General features: G+C 30.8%; 18 protein-coding genes. 7 read left to right on the forward strand and 11 right to left on the reverse strand.

Translation table 11 applies throughout. From position 1 onward, the window contains the following. Positions 1-2: 2 nt before the first annotated feature. The 6 genes from PBN93_RS00560 to PBN93_RS00585 form a co-directional block, all read right to left on the reverse strand. On the reverse strand, positions 3-2,426 hold the full coding sequence (locus PBN93_RS00560; protein ID WP_271081178.1) for a TonB-dependent receptor domain-containing protein: 2,424 nt from the start codon (positions 2,424-2,426) through the stop codon (positions 3-5). Then, complete coding sequence (locus tag PBN93_RS00565; RefSeq protein WP_271081179.1) at positions 2,407-3,786, reverse strand: HTTM domain-containing protein; 1,380 nt, start codon at positions 3,784-3,786, stop codon at positions 2,407-2,409. Before PBN93_RS00565 ends, PBN93_RS00560 begins: the two co-directional genes overlap by 20 nt. A 63-nt stretch (positions 3,787-3,849) precedes the next feature. Further along, the gene (locus PBN93_RS00570; RefSeq protein ID WP_271081180.1) at positions 3,850-4,971 is read right to left on the reverse strand and encodes an imelysin family protein; all 1,122 of its coding nucleotides are present in this window, start codon (positions 4,969-4,971) and stop codon (positions 3,850-3,852) included. Between the two features lie 109 nt (positions 4,972-5,080). Further along, positions 5,081-6,289: a DUF4856 domain-containing protein gene (locus PBN93_RS00575; RefSeq protein WP_271081181.1), complete on the reverse strand. Its 1,209-nt coding sequence runs from the start codon at positions 6,287-6,289 to the stop codon at positions 5,081-5,083. Positions 6,290-6,416: 127 nt separating this feature from the next. Further along, a complete protein-coding gene (locus PBN93_RS00580; protein WP_271081182.1) occupies positions 6,417-7,283 on the reverse strand; it encodes a hydroxymethylglutaryl-CoA lyase in 867 nt (288 codons plus the stop codon). Positions 7,284-7,313: 30 nt separating this feature from the next. Next, complete coding sequence (locus PBN93_RS00585; RefSeq protein WP_077398438.1) at positions 7,314-7,940, reverse strand: LysE family translocator; 627 nt, start codon at positions 7,938-7,940, stop codon at positions 7,314-7,316. An 81-nt stretch (positions 7,941-8,021) separates the two neighbouring features. On the opposite strand from PBN93_RS00585, the gene PBN93_RS00590 reads away from it, so the two are divergent. Next, a complete protein-coding gene (locus tag PBN93_RS00590) occupies positions 8,022-8,423 on the forward strand; it encodes a Dabb family protein (protein WP_077398440.1) in 402 nt (133 codons plus the stop codon). Here the strand turns inward: PBN93_RS00590 and PBN93_RS00595 are convergent. After that, positions 8,420-9,457: a quinone-dependent dihydroorotate dehydrogenase gene (locus tag PBN93_RS00595; RefSeq protein WP_077398442.1), complete on the reverse strand. Its 1,038-nt coding sequence runs from the start codon at positions 9,455-9,457 to the stop codon at positions 8,420-8,422. The genes PBN93_RS00590 and PBN93_RS00595 overlap by 4 nt on opposite strands. Before the next feature lie 160 nt (positions 9,458-9,617). Here PBN93_RS00595 and pepT point away from each other — a divergent pair, with 160 nt between their 5' ends. Both pepT and PBN93_RS00605 read left to right on the forward strand, forming a co-directional pair. After that, positions 9,618-10,841, forward strand: coding sequence for a peptidase T (pepT, locus tag PBN93_RS00600; protein WP_077398444.1), 1,224 nt, complete (start codon positions 9,618-9,620; stop codon positions 10,839-10,841). A gap of 7 nt (positions 10,842-10,848) precedes the next feature. After that, the gene (locus PBN93_RS00605; RefSeq protein ID WP_271081183.1) at positions 10,849-11,457 is read left to right on the forward strand and encodes a YdeI/OmpD-associated family protein; all 609 of its coding nucleotides are present in this window, start codon (positions 10,849-10,851) and stop codon (positions 11,455-11,457) included. Between the two features lie 53 nt (positions 11,458-11,510). Here PBN93_RS00605 and yajC read toward each other — a convergent pair whose 3' ends face one another. From yajC to nusB, 3 genes are read right to left on the reverse strand one after another with little or no spacing between them, the layout of a single operon-like run. Next, entirely contained in the window at positions 11,511-11,813 is a 303-nt protein-coding gene (yajC, locus tag PBN93_RS00610) for a preprotein translocase subunit YajC (RefSeq protein WP_271081184.1), read from the reverse strand. Positions 11,814-11,817: 4 nt separating this feature from the next. Then, entirely contained in the window at positions 11,818-12,297 is a 480-nt protein-coding gene (locus tag PBN93_RS00615; protein WP_013619711.1) for a DUF1573 domain-containing protein, read from the reverse strand. Positions 12,298-12,342: 45 nt separating this feature from the next. After that, positions 12,343-13,290, reverse strand: coding sequence for a transcription antitermination factor NusB (gene nusB, locus PBN93_RS00620; protein ID WP_077398450.1), 948 nt, complete (start codon positions 13,288-13,290; stop codon positions 12,343-12,345). 172 nt (positions 13,291-13,462) lie between these two features. Here nusB and PBN93_RS00625 point away from each other — a divergent pair, with 172 nt between their 5' ends. The 3 genes from PBN93_RS00625 to PBN93_RS00635 all read left to right on the forward strand — a co-directional run bounded on the left by PBN93_RS00625 (position 13,463) and on the right by PBN93_RS00635 (position 18,266). Next, on the forward strand, positions 13,463-15,220 hold the full coding sequence (locus tag PBN93_RS00625; protein ID WP_077398452.1) for an ABC transporter ATP-binding protein: 1,758 nt from the start codon (positions 13,463-13,465) through the stop codon (positions 15,218-15,220). Positions 15,221-15,301: 81 nt separating this feature from the next. Further along, positions 15,302-15,676 carry a PUR family DNA/RNA-binding protein gene (locus PBN93_RS00630; protein ID WP_077398454.1) on the forward strand — a complete coding sequence of 125 codons (375 nt, stop codon included), beginning with the start codon at positions 15,302-15,304 and terminating at the stop codon, positions 15,674-15,676. Positions 15,677-15,749: 73 nt separating this feature from the next. After that, positions 15,750-18,266: a M14 family metallopeptidase gene (locus PBN93_RS00635; protein WP_077398456.1), complete on the forward strand. Its 2,517-nt coding sequence runs from the start codon at positions 15,750-15,752 to the stop codon at positions 18,264-18,266. Between the two features lie 59 nt (positions 18,267-18,325). Here the strand turns inward: PBN93_RS00635 and PBN93_RS00640 are convergent, their stop codons facing one another. Next, positions 18,326-18,664, reverse strand: a complete 339-nt coding sequence (locus PBN93_RS00640; protein ID WP_077398769.1) for a tRNA-binding protein — start codon at positions 18,662-18,664, stop codon at positions 18,326-18,328. A gap of 66 nt (positions 18,665-18,730) precedes the next feature. Here PBN93_RS00640 and PBN93_RS00645 point away from each other — a divergent pair, with 66 nt between their 5' ends. After that, positions 18,731-19,285 carry a thioredoxin family protein gene (locus PBN93_RS00645; protein WP_077398458.1) on the forward strand — a complete coding sequence of 185 codons (555 nt, stop codon included), beginning with the start codon at positions 18,731-18,733 and terminating at the stop codon, positions 19,283-19,285. The last annotated feature ends 1 nt before the right edge of the window (position 19,286 follow it).

Here is a 19,286-nt window from a genome sequence, read left to right on the forward strand (position 1 = left end):
TATTAAAATTTAATTTCTAATGTAGCATAGTAATTTCTGTTAGCCGAAGGAATTATACCAGGCCCTGGATAACCAGTTGCCCTTCTTGTAAAATAGGCTTCATCAAGCAAATTATTTATACCTGTTTCTAGCTTTAAAAATTTATATCTATAAGACAAAGACAAGTCTAAAATGTTATATTTAGGTATAATACCATTTACACCACTTAAACTTGGTTCATTGGAGTTAGTAGCATCTGTGTATTGCTGAGTTAAACTAGTATATTGAATACTGGTTAGTAAATTTTTCCAACCAAACTTTACTCCCGTTTTTAAATTTAAATCTGGAACAAACTCTACTCTATTTCCTTTAATGCCATTTTGCTGAGACTTTGTGTATTCAGAATTTATAAAAGATGTATTTATAAAATAATTAAAACTATAATTACTATTTAAGTTGAGTATTTTTTTAAGGTTAAAATCTACCAATGACTCTACTCCTACAATACGTGCATCTCCTACATTTGTTCTCTCTTGCACTACACTACCATCATCTAATGCCTTGGTAACTAAACCTATTCTATCATTATAAAAAAGACCAAAAACACCTGCATCGTAAGAGATATAGTTTTTATAATTACCTCTAAGACCAAGATCTAAAGTATATCCTTTTTCATCGGATAAATCTCCTATTCTAAAAGAAGGGTTCACTATATTTAAATCTGAAAATGTTACTGATCTGTAGTTTTGTGAAGCATTACCATAAACTTCTATAAACCTATTAGGCTTGTAGCTAGTTCCTAAACCAACTAATAAAAATGATCTTTTATTACTATCATTACTCTCTACCGTTTCATTTAAAATAACATTACCTGCTGCATCAGTATTTATTTTTTTAAAAAAACCGTCGCTCTCTGTTTTTATATATTCTACTCTTAAACCAGGTGTTAGAGACCAATTATCCCTTAAGTAAAATATATTTTCTCCAAAAAAGGCAATATTTAAATTAGGATTTTTATAATTAGACTGCGAAGGGTAATTTGGATAATCATTTATTGCAGAAGAAAAGTTAGCATCACTACCATTACTTCCTGGCCCTTGCACCGATGTATTATTTGCTTTATAAAATTTAGTACCTATTAAATAGGTTGCTTTTTTTCCAAAAAACGTATACTTGTCTAACAACTTAGCCTCAAAACCAAAGTTTTTAAAATCTCCAGTAATTAAATCTCTTTCTTCATTTGTATCTACTTGGTTTACTCTGTTAGTTCTAAAACCCAATGCATCTCTAGAAGCATTTAACCCAAAAAAGTTAAATAATAAACTTGTGTTTTCTGTAAAATTATGCTTAAGTTTTACGTTGTACAATAACCAATTTACAGCAAACCAGTTTCTTGCTCTATTACTTTGGTATGGATTTTCTGCAAACATAGCATCAGTTAAGCCACCTGCCTGTTGTGCTAAATAATTTAAATACGTTATTTCTGCCTCTAATTTTGTTTTATCAGATAATTGATAACCCATATGTGCAAATGCATTTTTAGAGTTAAAGTAAGAATTTGGTCTAAAACCGTCTCCTTGCTTAAAATTAAAACTAGCATAATAACTAACCTTATTTTTTGTACCACTTACACTTGTATAATTAGTATACAAATTATTACTGCCAACAGTGTTTCTTGTTAAAACTTCTATTTCTTTAGTTGAATTTGGCTTTTTAGTAACAAAATTAACCAGTCCGCCAAACTGGGTTCCGTACTGTAAAGACGCTGCTCCTCTAATAATTTGTATTTCTTCTAAAGACTCTGCTGGTGGTGTATAATAACTCTCTGGATAACCTAAAACATCTGCGCTAATATCATAACCATTTTGCCTTGTATTAAAGTTAGATGTTCTATTTGGATCTAATCCCCTACCTCCAATGTTTAACTGTAAGCCAGCATCATCATTCTGAAAAATATTTAAACCAACAACTTGACTATATATTTGCCTAGCATTATTAGAGGCTAAATTTGCTACAGACTCATTTACCAAAACAACCTCTGTTTTTTTACCTGCATATATAGATGTACCTACAACATCTTCTAACCGTTTTAAATTAAAAATTTGAGCTTTCCTGGCTACAACTTCTACTTCTGTTAGTTCTATTTCTACAGCAGATAATTGTTTATTTAATATAGTACTACCTACTACATTTACAATTTCTTCCTCTATGTTATACTCATAAGAAAAAAATACAATTTCTAATTGTTTCTCGTCTGTAATAAACTCATAGTAGCCTTTATTATTGGTAACAGAAACCTTACCCTTGGCTTTATTATAAATTTCTACACCACCTATAGGTACGTTATTTTCTTTAGATGTAACGGTTCCCGAAACTTTATACTGAGCATAAAGAGATGCGTTACAAAATATAAGTAGTACTACTATTTTAAAATCCTTTAATTTCATCGTTAAATGGTAAAATCCACGTTTTGTGCTTAAATAAATCTTTTTGTTGGTAAAGGTCTACACTTGGGTTTATGTAGGGTTTACTTAACCTGCCGTTAAGTGCTACATAACTCTCTACATAAACCTGTATATTTTTATGGTTTTGTTCTTTAAAATGATCACCTAAATAATGTGCATATTGCACAATAAAATCAGGCTGGGTACTCATTTGCTTTTCCTGAAATGGAGTTAAAAAATCTGCATTGTTCACATAAAATTGTTTTTTAGAAACGCTATCTACAATTTTAAAATTAGCATAGCCCATTTTTTCCATAAGCATTACACGCCAAGAAAAACGGTATCCCTCCTCTGTCCAAAAAAGTTCTCCGGGATATAGTAAATACCTAAAAGGAAATAACAACTGAATAATAAAAAACACAGCTAAAACTCCTAATGTTAATTTCTTTTTACTTCTTGAGAATATATTTTGATCTTTTATAATAGTTACATTTTTACCTATGGTAACGGGTAACTTAAAAATTACTTTTTTTACATAATTAATAATCTTGATGTGAAAGTTGTCACTAAAAAAAATAAGACTACTTACTATCATTATATAAGGAAACATACCAATTGGAAACAAAACCCTAGTTAGTAAATGAAAAATAACTACAGCAACAAATGCTAAAAGTCTGGTTCTCTTATAAAATAGCAAAAAAGGTATCAAAAGGTCGTACAACATACCAGACCAACTCATAAAATAATGAACCCACTCTTGTTGCAAAATAGAATTTCCTATAAAAGGCACATCATACTTAGACGGCAACCATATTTTTAAAGGCATAGCTCTAAAAAGCCAATCTGAATTTATTTTTGCTAATCCTGCATAAAAATATACTATGGCTAACAGCAATTTTATACTGTCTATAGCATAGCTAGGCACATAATTGTATGCTCTTTTTTTTATGTAAGAGTCTACAGAAAAATATGCGTTTGCCGGTAAAAAAATCATTAAAAAACTTAGTACACTTACAAAATAGTAATGATTTAAATAAGTAGTTTTATCCATTAACTCTATGTAAGTAAAGCTTAAAAAAAATAGAATAATAGCTAACCTATATTTATAACCAATGGCTACTAATATTGCTGTTATTGCGCAAATAACAAATAAAATGTAGGTGTAGCTACCTAAAGGAGTTACCCATTCAAAATTATAATACGTAAAATGAAATTTAGGCTGAATGTAAAGGTCATAAATCCATCCTTTAGCCCAAAACCTAATAATACTTAAAAATAGTAAGGCACCAAAACAAACTCTAAATACTGCCAAAGGGGCTATATGGCTTGTTTTGTCTAAGTATGTTTTTAAATTAGCTATCATTTTTATACAAAAAAAGATTCTCTAATGTTTTAGAGAATCTTTAAATATTAGTTTTTTAGTGTATTAATCTCCATCTGCATCTGTATAGTCTACACTTACACTAAAAGCTTGCAACATATCTACTTTTATTAAAACAACAACTTTTTGTAAAGCATCATAAGCTTCTGTCATTTTTACATTATCTGTCTCTACTTGGTTAGATAAGCTAGCATCTAAAGTTAAAACCTTAGCGCTTGCATCATCAATTTTATTATTAATGGCAACGTTTAAATCTTCTCCCTGTGTAATATTATTTAAATAATCTAAATAGTCTGCAAAACCTACTCCTGTAGCAGTAGAGTTATAAGCTTTGCCATTAATAAAGTTCTTAATATTTTCTAGTGCAGCAACTAACAAATCTTTTGAATTTTCGTTACTGTAAAAAGCCTCTACTTTTGTTGGTAATGGTTCCGTAGAAAAAACTCCCGCAGGTATCCCTACTTTATTAGCTCTTAATCCTTTTTCAAAATAATAAACAAAATCATTAGCCAACTTGTTAAATGAGCTTGTTGCCGTATTTTCTGTACTTGCAACAAATGTGTCTCTAAACCCATTTTTCCAATCATTTAATACGGTATTGGTTAATGTATTCATTTGGTTTACCACATCTGACATATAATTTTTATAACCATCACCAGAAGTAGTATTTGTATATTTTTCTACAATTTCAGTATCGGTATTTGCTAATCCATTTAATAAATAATCTAAAGCAGGAAAACCAACTGCATCATTATTATTAGGATGCGTTAAATCATAAGTCCCAGAGCTAACATTGCTTTCAATATCCTCTACCGTAGTTGGATAGATGTTCATTTGAAAACCATAGTTAATTTCTTCTGCTTTACCTATGTTATACATTTCTACAGATTGCCAAACCTTGTATGCAGATAACCATTTTTCTCTTAAGGTAACTAAGTTAGTTTCTGATGGCGAAGCAATAAATATATTTTTTTCATCTTCTAAATTATTAAGCTTAGTAGATAAATCTTCATAAGCAGGAATAATTATATTATCTGCAATATTAGCCAACAGCTCTCCCCTGTTAAAGTCGTCTTTACCATTATTAGTTGTACCAGTGCTATCATCTGATGAGCTACAGGCATAAACTGTTAATGCAGCTACAAAAACAAAAATTACTCTCTTCATTTATCCTTAATTTTATTTATTCTAAATAAAAGGCAAAAATAAAAAAAAGTAGTCATAAAATAACCATTTACAACTACTTTTTTAAAATAAGCTCTTAGGTTATAACATTTTAGTTTGCAGCTTGTTCTTTTGTAAAACCAAATGCTGCAGCAATTTCATCAGAAATTTGATCTAAAGTTGCTGGGGTAACATCCCAAAAACCGTTATTTGCCATTAATGTCTCCAAATAACCATCAATTGTAGTAGCATCTATTACAGAAGAATTTGTAATATTATCTCTTGTAAAACGTAAACTGTTTATAAATCCTATGGCCTCTGACAAACCGTGAAAAGCAGCTGCTTTATCACTTTCTAAAGTTTCTTTTCCAGATTGTAAATAATAAACACTACGAACAGCTATTACAGTAGAAACTTTTTCTCTTATAATTTCTGCCTGCTCATCTCTAACCGCATAATCTTTTGCTACAATTGCAGCTCTACCTAATTTAAATGCTTCGTATATGTCGTTAGCAATTCCTGTAAAATCTGAATCGGCTTCAACACTTGCTACATATTTATTTAAAAAGCTATCTTTACCTAATTCTGGAAGAGCAGGATTATCTTCATTCCCATATAAGTACCCATAAGCTTCATCCCACTTATGCTCCATATTTGTGTAGTTTTTACCGTCTACTAAAATACCTGCATCATTATCTGCTACATTAGTACCTTCATCTAAAACAGCAGTACTTAAATAATTGTTTAACATTTGGTCTACCATTAAACCTCCAATTATAGATTTTGCAATTGCCTGGTTATATTCTAAACCTTTACCATTCACATATCTTGTAGAGCCACCTCCAGCTTGTTGTATTTTACCTGCGCTACCTGCAACAGCATCGTCATCCCATTTAGGAAAAACTTCAGTTACTTGTGCATTAATCCAATTGTCAAAATTTTCTTTTATTACAATAGAAGCTGTAGTATTAGTAGAAAAATAATCTGAAGATGCTGCTATTTTGCTGCGTATACTTTTGTCTGAATTATTTAAATCTGCATCCGAAAAATCTAATGCTCCCTCTTCATGAGCAAACATAGCATCTAATTCTTCTTCTGTTCTTGTGTTATCCAATAAAGCAGATATAAATTCTTCTGCCATTTTTATTCTTGTAGTTTGACCTCCAAAGTTTACAGAACTTTCATTATTGTGTTCAAATACATAAGTTGATGGAGCAACAACATTATTAACTTCACCACCATCACCATTATCATCAGATGAACAAGAAGTAAAAACTAAACTAGTTAAAAATAAGCCCGCAAATAATTTATTTACTTTCATAAGTACTATTATTAAAATATTTTTTTGCAAATATCTTTAATAGAAACATATAAAACAATATTTATTTAGAACAAATAAAGATAATAACGTTAAATTATTAATTAACAGTTGGTTATAATTTAGTTAATTAATGATATTTAGAAAACAATTCGGTAGCTTTATTGTAGGCAGCTTCAAAAACCATCCAATTTACATTGGTATTTACCTTTTCTGCAGTAAAATAAGACAACATTTTTTCGGTAGGCATATTACCTGTTAAATCGTCCTTAGCCATAGGGCAGCCACCAAAACCTTGTATTGCACCATCAAACCTTATACAACCGGCGTTATAAGCGGCTGCAACTTTCTCTTGCCATTTGGTGGGCGTAGTATGTAAGTGTGCTCCAAATTTAACATCTGGATATTTTGGAATTAAATTAGAAAACAAATAATCTATAACATCTGGTGTAGATGAGCCAACTGTATCTGACAATGAAATAATATTAACACCCATTTTTGCCAATTTCTCTGTCCATTCACCTACTATCTCTACATTCCAAGGATCTCCGTAGGGGTTACCAAAACCCATAGATATGTATGTAACAACCTCTTTATCTGCCTTATTTGCAATATCTAAAATCTCCTTAAGTGTTTCTACAGACTGGGCTATTGTTTTATGCGTATTACGCATCTGAAAGTTTTCTGATATTGAAAAAGGATAGCCTAAGTAATTTATCTCTTTATGCTTACTTGCATCTTGTGCACCACGTACATTAGCAACTATAGATAACAATTTACTTTGTGTTCTAGACAAATCTAAGTTTGCTAAAACCTCTGCCGTATCTACCATTTGCGGTATTGCTTTTGGTGAAACAAAACTTCCAAAGTCTATAGTGTCAAACCCACAATCTAATAAAGATTGTATGTATTTTACCTTTAACTCTGTTGGGATAAACTCTTTTATCCCTTGCATTGCATCTCTTGGGCACTCCGTAATTTTTACTTTAGCAGACATAATTATTTGTTGACTTTTTCAAAATTACTACTATTTATCCGATAAAAGAATATAAATTCCTAAGCCTACAAAAACTACAATTTGTAGCCATTTAAAAATTTTACCAACCTTTTCATTTTTAGTTACATAACCAGATATTGAACCAGCTAAAATGGCAATAATACTAAATACCAAAAAGGAAACAACCATAAAAATAAACCCTAAAACATAGAACTGTACTATTGTATTAAGTGTTCTGCTAAATAGAAAACCAGGAAAAAAAGCTAAAAAAAACAAGGCTACTTTTGGGTTTAAGACATTCATTATAAACCCCTGCTTAAAAAGCGATAACATACTTTTTTTTGGTGCATTATCTCCCCCTAAAATAAGGCTTGCATTGCTCCTAAAAACTTTGTAAGCAATGTAAAATAAATATAGTGATCCAAATAGTTTAATTACTAAAAATAAACTATAATTAGCTTTAATTAAAGCAGATACTCCAAAAGCTAAAAGCGTTGTATGTACTAAACACCCCGTAATTAAACCAACAACAGTAGCTAAACCATACTTTTTACCATTAACAAGGCTTTGCGTTAATACATAAATATTATCTGGACCAGGAAAAAAGGCTAGTAAAGTAGTTGCAGAAATAAAAGCTAAAAGTATATCGTAATTCAAAATAATTATTTTAGTATTGAAAAATACAAATTTAAAAAGTTGTTATCTACCTAATAACTATCTTTAAGCAAAACAATACTTATGAAAAACATAATTTTGTTACTTTTTATGTGTTTATGTTTAACTAGTTATGCAAACATTAACAAAAACAGTAAAACTACTATGACCAAACTTAAGGATAGCGTATTAAGACACGTGGTAATTTTTAAATTTAAAGCAGATGCAACAAAACAGCAAATTACTGCTATTGAAGAAGCATTTAGTGCGTTACCCTCTAAAATAGCACAAATAATGGATTATGAGTGGGGTTTAAACAATAGTCCAGAAGGTTTAAGTAAAGGCTTTACCCACTGTTTTTTTGTCACTTTTAAAAATGAAGAAGACCGCGCCATTTACTTACCGCACCCAGACCATAAAGCGTTTGTATCTTTACTTACACCTGTGTTAGAAGACGTATTTGTATTGGACTATTGGAGCAATTAAGTGTTAGCTAAAATTGCTTTATTTATTCTTTTTATTAGTCTAGGACCTTCATATATAAAACCGGTGTAAATCTGTATTAAATCTGCGCCAGCATTCAACTTTTCTAAAGCATCTTTTTCAGAGTGTATACCTCCTACTCCAATAATAGGAAACGCTTTATTACTTTTTTCTGCTAAAAATTTAATAACCTCAGTACTCCTATTAGTTAATGGTTTACCACTTAAACCTCCGTTTTCTTTAGTAATACTTTCTGGTGATTTTAAGTTGTTGCGTTCTATAGTAGTGTTAGTTGCTATAACTCCGTTTATTTTTGTTATTGCTACAATATCTATAATATCTAACAACTGTTCATTTGTTAAGTCTGGAGCAATTTTAAGTAAAATAGGCTTAGCTTTAACTCCTTTTTGGGTTACATACTTTTTATTTTCTGCAACTAAAGCATTTAGTAAATTGGTTAAAGGCTCTTTATCTTGCAATTCTCTTAAACCTGGTGTATTAGGGGAACTAACATTAACCACAAAATAATCTACGTGTGGGTATAACGCTTCAAAACAAATTAAATAATCATCTACAGCACCATCATTAGGTGTAATTTTATTTTTACCAATATTACCACCAATTAGCACATTATGTTGTGCTTTTAAGCGCTCTACTGCTTCTAAAACTCCACCATTATTAAATCCCATACGATTAACAACAGCACTGTCTGCTTTTAACCTAAACAATCGTTTTTTAGGATTACCTGCTTGTGGTTTAGGAGTTAATGTACCTATTTCTATAAAGCCAAATCCAAAGTTAGATAACTCCTTAAAAAGTTTAGCATCCTTATCAAAACCAGCAGCTAAACCAACAGGATTTTTAAATTTTAAGCCAAAAACTTCTTTCTCTAAACGCTTGTCATTTACTACATACATTGCTCTAAATAAACCTCCAAAACCTATTTTAGAAAAAAACTTGATTAAAGAAAACGATAAATGGTGTACCTTTTCTGGATCCATCAAAAAAAACAACGGCCTAATAATAGCTTTGTACATACAATTTTAAAATTTTGGCAAAAATACAAACTACCTAGATGTAGAACTATTTTACCATTGGTTTTTATTAACAGTTTTTACAATTTTTATAACTAAATACTAAGAGCCAATTGTCTTAAAAAATCTAAATAAACAGTATTTTTGAGTAAATTATATACTTATGCAAGATATTTTAGATAGATTTTTAGGTTACGTAAAAATTGACACCCAAAGTGATGCCAGCTCTAATACCACACCAAGCACTGCCAAGCAGTGGGATTTGGCTAACAAACTAGTAACAGAACTTAAAGAAATAGGTATGCAAGATGTTACCATTGATGACAATGCATACATTATGGCTACATTACCAAGTAATATTGATAAAGAGGTACCAACAATTGGCTTTATAGCTCATTTTGATACTACTCCAGATTTTTCTGGAACCCATGTAAATCCGCAAATAATTAGAAATTATAATGGCAAAGACATTGTTTTAAACGCAGATAAAAACATTATTTTATCTCCAGACTATTTTGAAGACTTATTACAATACAAAGGTCAGACACTTGTGACCACAGATGGTACAACACTTTTAGGTGCAGATGACAAAGCTGGTATAACTGAAATTGTTTCTGCAATGGAATTTTTAATTGCGCACCCAGAAATTAAACACGGCAAAATTAGAATTGGATTTACACCAGATGAAGAAATAGGACGTGGTGCTCATAAATTTGATGTAGAAAAATTTGGTGCAGAATGGGCTTACACTATGGATGGTAGCCAAATTGGTGAGCTAGAATACGAAAACTTTAATGCAGCTGGTGCAAGTATTAAAATACAAGGAAAAAGTGTACACCCGGGTTATGCTAAAGGAAAAATGATTAATGCTATTGGTATTGCGCAAGAAATTATGGCTGCTTTACCTAACAAAGAGGTTCCTGAACATACATCTGGTAGAGAAGGTTTTTACCATATACATACTATTAAAGGAGAGATAGAAAATGCAGAATTAGACCTAATTATTCGTGATCATGAAAGAAGCTCTTTTGAAGACCGAAAAAAAACCTTAGAAACTATAGTTTTTAGGTTAAATGAAAAATACAATAACTGCATTGAGCTGTCTATTAAAGACCAGTACTTTAATATGAAAGAAAAAGTAATGCCTGTTTACCATATTGTAGAAACCGCAAAAGAAGCAATGGAGGCATTAAATATAACTCCTATTATAAAACCTATACGTGGTGGCACAGATGGCTCACAACTAAGTTATATGGGCTTACCCTGTCCTAATATTTTTGCTGGCGGACATAATTTTCACGGAAAATATGAGTATGTACCTGTAGAAAGTATGGAAAAAGCAGTAGAAGTAATAGTAAAAATTTGTGAACTTACTGCTACTAAATAGACTATAAATGAGTTCTAACAATACAGATGCTAAAATAAAAATTGATGCTTATTTTAATAAAGAGCAGCCTTTTAAGCAAGGTATTGCCTTTTTAAGAGAAATTGCTTTAAGCACAGAACTCAAAGAAACTTGTAAATGGGGAGCCCCAGTTTATACTATAAACAACAAAAATGTTATTGGTATATTGGCTTTTAAGCATCATTTTGGAATTTGGTTCTATAATGGTGCTTTGCTTAAAGACCCTAAAAAAGTATTATTAAATGCCCAGGAAGGAAAAACTAAAGCTATGCGGCATTGGAAATTTTTAGCTGTAAATGATATAAACAAAGAAACCGTTACAGATTATATTTTAGAAGCTATAGAGAATCAGAAAAAAGGTATTAAAGTTAATTTTACTAAAAATACAGATATAAAATTACCTGAAATATTAATTGGTGCATTAGATAAAAGCATAGAACTTAAGCGTAAGTTTAATTCCTTTACACCCTACAAACAAAAGGAATTTATAACTTATATAAATGAGGCTAAAAGAGATGCTACAAAGCTTAACAGGTTAACAAAATGTATTACACTAATACAGGATGGCATAGGTTTACATGATAAGTATAGAAAATAAAAAAAGCATCAATTTGTAAATTGATGCTTTTTTATGCGAGTAACTCTAAGAGTTTACTTTTTATCAGATGCTGGTTCGTTTAATTTTTTACTCATTTCCATAGAAATGGCAGATCTAGAAAACTTAATTTTACCAGCCATTGTCTCAATTACACAAGACATATCTTTATCATTTAAATCAAAGATTTTACCGTGCATACCGCTTTTGGTAATAACCTTATCTCCTTTTTTTAATTCTTCTGCAAATTTCTTTTCGTCTTTAGAACGTTTCATTTGCGGTCGTATCATAAAAAAATATGCTACTATAAATATTCCTACCATTGGTAGAAATGAGTACTGATCTAATATTTGTTGCATTTTATTATTTTAAAGGTACTGATGCTGCTGCACCATTTTTAGGATTTACAAATGCCTTAATACGTAAAGTTTCTCTTCCTTTAGCTGTATTTGCTGTTACTGTTACTGCTTTTGTTACTTGGTTTTGTCCAGAACCATTAAATTTAACTAACAACTCACCAGATTCTCCTGGAGCAATTGCTTTGTTTTTTGGGTATTCTGGTATCGTACATCCGCAAGTACTTTTTGCATCAGTAATAATTAATGGTGCTTTTCCTGTATTTGTAAATGTAAAAACTGTTTGTTGTGGTGTTCCTTGCTCAATAGTACCAAAATCAAACTCAGTTCTATCAAAAGTCATAACTGGCAAGTCTTTGGCATTGTTGTCTCTTTCTGCTGCGCTATCTACATTAGCCATAATTATTTTATTAGAAGCGTTGTCTTTACAAGCTGTAAAAGACATTGCAAAAACTGCAGCTCCAAATAGTAAAATAATTTTTTTCATAATTGTTATTTTTAATTTGTTTCACACAAAATTAATGAATATTTTTTATAATAATCCTCTACCTATTTTTTTTAACTTTCCTTCACTTTTATACTCTCGTACAAGTTTATCTAAAATACCGTTTATAAAAATGCTACTTTTTGGTGTAGAGTATTCTTTTGCTATCTCAAGAAACTCATTTATAGTAACTTTCTCTGGTATTGATGGGAAATTTAAAAGTTCACAAATTGCCATTTTAAGCAAAATACCATCTATATCAGCTATACGATCTTTATCCCAATTAGGTGTTTTACCAACAATTTCTTTAACATATGCCGCGTCATTTAACAATGTTTTAGTTAGTAATTGTTTTGCATAAACCATATCATCGTCTTCTTTTAACAGTTCTGGCAAAAAGTAAGACTCTATTACATCTGGTTTCGCTTTTTTAATTAGCTTTAGAACAAAAGTGTTTATTATAGGAATATCATCTACCCAGGTTAATTTATCGTCTTCAAAATAGTCGTAAATTTTCTCGTTAGGTGCAATTACATTTTTATAAAGGTCTGCAAGTAAATTTTTATCTTCTTCATAACTACTGGTTTCACTAGTCATATAAGTAGTATAATATTCACTTTCTGTAACTTCTTTGTATATTAACCTAATGTATTCTTCGTTTAAATACCAGTTATTTAATTTTCTGCTAGACAACTCTTCTAGTAGTAATTTGTTGTCTGCTATTTGTAACAACACTCTGTTATTTACAAATTTTTTACGATTTGGATAGGCATCAGAAACATTACCTAAATAACTTTTTGCAGCAATGTCTGCCTGCTCCTCTGCTCTTTTCTGCAGTTCTACCAACAAACTTAACATTAATAAGTACAATGTGTACATACTATCTACACTGTACTTTAAAAACTTTACTTGTTTTTCTAGTGTATCATCTTGTGAATGGGTAAGGGCGTATATGCACTGCATTACTTTAACCCTAATATGCCTTCTTGTTAGCATTGAAAAAGAACTTTTAATTTGTTAAAAAATTATATTTTGCAAAAGTACTATTATATTTTTCAAAAGTACTAATTGTGGCAAGTTTTTATCTTATGATAATGATAACATATGGTTATGCTTCAAAAACCTATCTTTGCTAACTTAGTACAACACCACTATCCTTAAAAAGTAAATGAAAGAGTTAAAACATATAAACAAGTACTTTAAAAAATATTGGCTTAAACTTACCGTAGGTATTATTATAACTGTTGTTGCGCGTGTATTCTCATTAGTAATGCCTCCATACGTTAACAAATCTATAAACATTGTTAAAGAGTTTTTTAGTCAAGATGATATTTCTAAAGAGCTGGTTAAAGGCTATTTGTTAGATTATATTCTTATTATTTTAGGAGCTGCACTTTTATCTGGTTTTTTTACATTTTTAATGAGACAGACTATTATAAATGTTTCTAGACATATAGAGTACGATTTAAAAAATGAAGTATACGATCATTACCAAAAGTTAAGTCTTAACTTTTATAAAAAAAACCGTACTGGCGATTTAATGAACAGGATAAGCGAAGATGTGAGTCAGGTTAGAATGTACTGCGGACCAGCATTAATGTATGGTATGAACACTTTTACGTTATTTGCATGTATAATTCCAATAATGTACTCTAAAGCTCCTACTCTAGCTTTATATACACTTATTCCACTGCCTATATTATCTGTCCTAATATATCAAATTAGTAAACTAATACACAAACGCAGTACAGTAGTACAGCAATTTTTAAGTGAGTTATCTACGTTTGCACAAGAGTCTTTCTCTGGTATATCTGTAATAAAAGCATATGGTATAGAAAACCGTACTAATGATGAATTGGTATCTTTAGCCATCGAAGGAAAAGCTAAAAGTATGTCTTTGGTAAGAATAAATGCTTGGTTTTTTCCCTTAATGGTATTACTAATTGGTATAAGTAACATAATTGTAATATATGTTGGAGGCAAACAATATATAAACGGACAAATAGAGAATATTGGACTTATAGCTGAATTTATAATTTATGTAAATATGCTAACATGGCCTGTTGCAATCGTAGGCTGGCTAACCTCTATAATACAAAGAGCAGAAGCATCACAAGAGCGTATTAATGAATTTTTAAAAGAAAAACCTGAAATAGAAAATACCGTTATCACCCCTATGGAAATAACTGGTAAAATAGAGTTTAAAAACGTAAGTTTTACCTATGATGATACTAACATAACCGCTTTACACAATGTATCCTTTACTATTAACCCTGGAGAAACAATTGCTATTATTGGTAAAACTGGAAGCGGAAAATCTACTATTTTAGATTTAATTGCTAGGTTGTATGATGTGTCTAGTGGAAATATACTAATTGATGACACTCCTATTAAAGAAGTTAATTTAGATTGTTTAAGACAAAATATTGGTGCTGTACCACAAGATGCTTTTTTATTTTCGGACTCTATTAAAGACAATATAAAGTTTGGAAAAGAAAATGCATCTGATGAAGAAATAATTGCGGTTGCTAAAAAAGCAGTAGTTCATAAAAATATTATGAACTTTAAAGAAAAATATGACACTGTTTTAGGAGAAAGAGGCATTACGTTAAGTGGAGGACAAAAACAACGTGTATCTATTGCTAGAGCACTACTTAAAGACCCTAAAATTTACTTGTTTGATGATTGCCTTTCTGCTGTAGATACAGAAACTGAAGAAAAAATACTAAACAATTTAAAAACTGCTTCTAAAAACAAAACTACCCTTATTGTTAGTCACAGGGTGTCTTCTGCTAAAAATGCAGACAAAATTATTATTTTAGATCACGGTAAAGTGGTACAACAAGGTACACATAACTCATTATTTGAGATAGATGGCTATTACAAAGCTCTTTATAATAGTCAACTCTCTGACAAAGAAAGTTAGAAAAATGTTGCCAATTAGTTATTTTTTTTTCATTTTTGAGGAATACTATGATAACATTACACTAACGAGATAACTATAACAATGAGTGAAAAAGAACTAATGGATCAGGAAGAGATTTATTCAAAAGTACTAAGAGCCGGTAGACGGACTTATTTTTTTGATGTGAGGAGTACTAAGGCAGGAGACTATTATTTAACAGTTACTGAGAGTAAAAAATTTACGCATGATGATGGATCTTTCCATTACAAAAAGCATAAAATCTACTTATACAAAGAAGATTTTACACCTTTTAAAGAGCTTTTAAATGAAATGATGGACTACATTATTGAAGAAAAAGGTGAGGAAGTTATTTCTGACAGACATCAAAAAGACTTTAAAAAGGAAGAACGTACTAACGCTGTACAAGAAACTACAACAACAAATAGCTTTACTAACGTAAGCTTTGACGACATTTAAATTATAAAAAAAATGTATCTTTAAGCGACTCTAAAAAGAGTCGCTTTTTTTATATCCAAAAACTAACTTACCTATGAAAAAAAGATTTTTTCTACTCGCTTTTTTAATGCTTCAAATACTATCAGCACAAAAAAAGTTAGACTTAAATTATTATTTACCTCAAAACGTAACGTACAACCCAAACATTCCTAAACCAATAGATATTATAGGTCATGAGGTTGGTGAATGGCACGTATCTCATGACAAACTTCAATTTTATATGAAAGCATTAGCAAATGCTAGTGACCGTATATCTATAGAAAACAGAGGAGAAACTTATGAAGGCAGACCTTTATTACTACTTACTATTACATCTCCTAAAAACCAAGCCAATATAGAAAACATTAGACAAACACATGTAGTAAATACTACCAAAAATACAGACATTACTAACCAACCAATAGTAGTGTACCAAGGTTTTTCTATACACGGTAATGAGCCTAGCGGAGCAAATGCCGGTTTAGCATACGCCTACTATTTGGCTGCGGCTCAAGGTGCAGAAATAGAAACACTTTTAGATAATATGGTAATATTAATGGATCCTGCATTTAATCCAGATGGTATCCAACGTTTTGCTCATTGGGCAAATAGTAATAAAAGTAAAAACTTAAATCCAGATGGTAATGACAGAGAATATCATGAAACTTGGCCAAACGGGCGTACAAATCATTATTGGTTTGATATGAATAGAGATTGGCTGCCTGTGCAATTACCAGAAAGCAAAGCAAGAATTAATACGTTTCATAAATGGTTACCAAATATATTAACAGACCATCATGAAATGGGTACAAACTCAACTTTCTTTTTTCAGCCAGGAGAACCTACAAGAGTTCATCCATTAACACCAAGCCTAAACCAAAAACTTACAGCAGAAATAGGAACCTATCATGCTAAGGCTTTTGATGAAATTGGATCTTTATATTATTCTGAAGAAAATTATGACGATTATTACTATGGTAAAGGTTCTACTTTCCCAGATGTTAATGGTAGCATTGGCATTTTGTTTGAACAAGGTAGTTCTCGTGGTCACGTACAAGAAAGTGAAAATGGTATACTCACATTTCCTTTTACAATAAGAAACCAATTTACAGCTGCATTATCTACTATAGAAGCTGCAAACAATATGCGTTCTAAAATTTTAAACTATCAAAAAGATTTTTATAATAACGCAAAAAATGAGGCTGCAAAAAACAAAACTAAAGCAATTATTTTTGGTGACAGTAAAGATGCAGCTAAAACTTGGCATTTAGCCGAAATTTTAAACAGACATAAAATTAAATTTAACAAGCTTAAAAATGATGTTAATTTAAACGGAAAGGAATACAAAAAAGATGCTAGTTATGTTGTTCCTATGAACCAAAAAAACTATCAACTTATTAATGCAATGTTCGAAAAAAGAACAACTTTTACAGATAGCTTATTTTATGACATTTCTGCATGGACATTCCCTCTTGCGTTTAATTTAGATTATACAGAAACTAGTAGCCTAAGTAATTTAGGAGAAGAAGTTAAAGAGTTAAAACCACTAATTGGTAGTCTAACAGGTAATAGTAATTACGCTTATTTATTTGAGTGGAATGAATATTACAGCCCACGTGCATTAAATACCATTTTGGAAGCTGGTTTAAGAGCTAAAGTTGGTAAAGAGCCTTTTACGGTAGAGGGTAAAAGTTATGATTATGGTACTATTATGGTTCCTGTACAAAACCAAAGGCTTAACAAACAAGAGTTACAACAATTTATGCTTAAAATAGCCCAAGATAACAACCTAAAAATAACTGCAGTTGGTACTGGTTTAACTAAAGGTATAGATTTGGGTAGTAATGAGTTTGATCCTATAAAAAAGCAACAAGTAGGCTTACTAGTAGGTAATGGAGTAACCTATGCGGATGCTGGTGAAATTTGGCATTTATTTGACCAGCGCTACAATATGAAAATTACTAAGTTAGACACAGACTACTTTTCTAGAGTAGATTTAAGTAGATATACTGCACTAATTGTGCCTAGTATTTACGGTAATGCTTTAGATAAAAATGCTGTTGCAAAAATTAAAGATTGGGTTAAAGCTGGTGGTACTTTAATTGCATACAGAAATGCAGCTTACTGGCTAAACTCTAATGAAATTATGAAAATAAACTTTAAAAAAGATTCTGCAATTGTTGCTAAAAATATTCCTTTTGACAAACGTAGAGATTTTAGAGGTGCACAAGTTACCGGTGGTGCCATTTTTGAAGCAAAATTAGATCGTTCTCATCCTATAAATTACGGTTATAAAAACAATACATTACCATTGTTTAGAAACACTAATATTTATATAACGCCAGACAAAAACAGCTACAACAACCCTATACAATATACTAGCAACCCACTGTTAAGCGGATATATTTCTGAAGAAAATTTAGCTGTATTAAAAAATAGTGTACCGTTTAAAACAAGTGGCTATGGTAAAGGGCAAGTTATTTTATTTACAGACAATACCAATTTTAGAGCCTTCTGGTTTGGAACAAACAAATTATTAATGAATGCTATATACTTTGGAAAAATGATGTAAAAAAATATAATTGCAACAAAAAATCTCGGACTAATAACCCGAGATTTTTTGTTTTATGGTTACCCTATTTTTAATCCGTTAGGTACCTTAGCATCGGGGCTTAGTAATATAACATCTTTACCTTCTACAGCGCCCATTACTAAACACTCACTCATAAAATTAGCTATCTGCTTTTTAGGGAAGTTTACAACTGCCATAATTTGCCTGTCTAGCAACTGGTCTTTAGTGTAACGTAATGTAATCTGCGCAGATGTTTTTAAAACACCAATTTCTTCACCAAAATTTATTTTTAATTGATACGCTGGATTACGTGCTTCCGGAAAATCGTTTACTTCAATAATTGTTCCTACGCGCATATCTATCTTACAAAAATCTGACCAAGTAATTTGCTCTTTCATATCTATTATTTTTACCTTTACCATTCAAATATAGTTAATATAACAACTACGTTTAAACAAAATAAAATGGCACGTACACCAAGTAATATGTTAGCTTTAGGAACACTTGCTCCTAATTTTAATCTTTTAAACACTACAACAAATACATTTATTTCTTTAGACAACTGCAAAGGAGAAAAAGGTACTGTAATAGCTTTTATTTGCAACCACTGCCCTTTTGTTATACATATAAACAAAGAGTTGGTTAAAATTGCAAATAATTATAAAAGTAAAGGCTTTTCTTTTATTGCAATTTCTAGTAACGATGTTGTTAACTACCCACAAGATGCACCTGAGTTAATGACTAAAGTTGCTATAGAAAATAACTATAGTTTTCCTTATTTATTTGATGAGACACAAGAAGTAGCAAAGGCATATGACGCAGCTTGCACACCAGATTTTTACGTATTTAATTCTGATTTAAAACTTGTTTACCGCGGCCAACTAGACGATTCTAGACCAGGAAATGGCATACCAGTTACCGGAAACGACTTAAGAAATGCTTTAGACGCTATAGAATTAGGAAAAAGTATAGATAAAAACCAAAAACCTAGTATTGGTTGCAACATTAAATGGAAGTAAA

It is taken from the genome of Cellulophaga omnivescoria (assembly GCF_027915275.1).
GTDB classification, from domain to species: domain Bacteria; phylum Bacteroidota; class Bacteroidia; order Flavobacteriales; family Flavobacteriaceae; genus Cellulophaga; species Cellulophaga omnivescoria.

Bases quoted from the DNA above. Each gene is read 5' to 3' on its own strand.
- PBN93_RS00560 (WP_271081178.1), bottom strand. From the start codon at position 2,426: ATGAAATTAAAGGATTTTAAAATAGTAGTACTACTTATATTTTGTAAC.
- PBN93_RS00565 (WP_271081179.1), bottom strand. From the start codon at position 3,786: ATGATAGCTAATTTAAAAACATACTTAGACAAAACAAGCCATATAGCC.
- PBN93_RS00570 (WP_271081180.1), bottom strand. From the start codon at position 4,971: ATGAAGAGAGTAATTTTTGTTTTTGTAGCTGCATTAACAGTTTATGCC.
- PBN93_RS00575 (WP_271081181.1), bottom strand. From the start codon at position 6,289: ATGAAAGTAAATAAATTATTTGCGGGCTTATTTTTAACTAGTTTAGTT.
- PBN93_RS00580 (WP_271081182.1), bottom strand. From the start codon at position 7,283: ATGTCTGCTAAAGTAAAAATTACGGAGTGCCCAAGAGATGCAATGCAA.
- PBN93_RS00590 (WP_077398440.1), top strand. From the start codon at position 8,022: ATGAAAAACATAATTTTGTTACTTTTTATGTGTTTATGTTTAACTAGT.
- PBN93_RS00595 (WP_077398442.1), bottom strand. From the start codon at position 9,457: ATGTACAAAGCTATTATTAGGCCGTTGTTTTTTTTGATGGATCCAGAA.
- pepT (WP_077398444.1), top strand. From the start codon at position 9,618: ATGCAAGATATTTTAGATAGATTTTTAGGTTACGTAAAAATTGACACC.
- PBN93_RS00605 (WP_271081183.1), top strand. From the start codon at position 10,849: ATGAGTTCTAACAATACAGATGCTAAAATAAAAATTGATGCTTATTTT.
- yajC (WP_271081184.1), bottom strand. From the start codon at position 11,813: ATGCAACAAATATTAGATCAGTACTCATTTCTACCAATGGTAGGAATA.
- PBN93_RS00615 (WP_013619711.1), bottom strand. From the start codon at position 12,297: ATGAAAAAAATTATTTTACTATTTGGAGCTGCAGTTTTTGCAATGTCT.
- nusB (WP_077398450.1), bottom strand. From the start codon at position 13,290: ATGCTAACAAGAAGGCATATTAGGGTTAAAGTAATGCAGTGCATATAC.
- PBN93_RS00625 (WP_077398452.1), top strand. From the start codon at position 13,463: ATGAAAGAGTTAAAACATATAAACAAGTACTTTAAAAAATATTGGCTT.
- PBN93_RS00630 (WP_077398454.1), top strand. From the start codon at position 15,302: ATGAGTGAAAAAGAACTAATGGATCAGGAAGAGATTTATTCAAAAGTA.
- PBN93_RS00635 (WP_077398456.1), top strand. From the start codon at position 15,750: ATGAAAAAAAGATTTTTTCTACTCGCTTTTTTAATGCTTCAAATACTA.
- PBN93_RS00640 (WP_077398769.1), bottom strand. From the start codon at position 18,664: ATGAAAGAGCAAATTACTTGGTCAGATTTTTGTAAGATAGATATGCGC.
- PBN93_RS00645 (WP_077398458.1), top strand. From the start codon at position 18,731: ATGGCACGTACACCAAGTAATATGTTAGCTTTAGGAACACTTGCTCCT.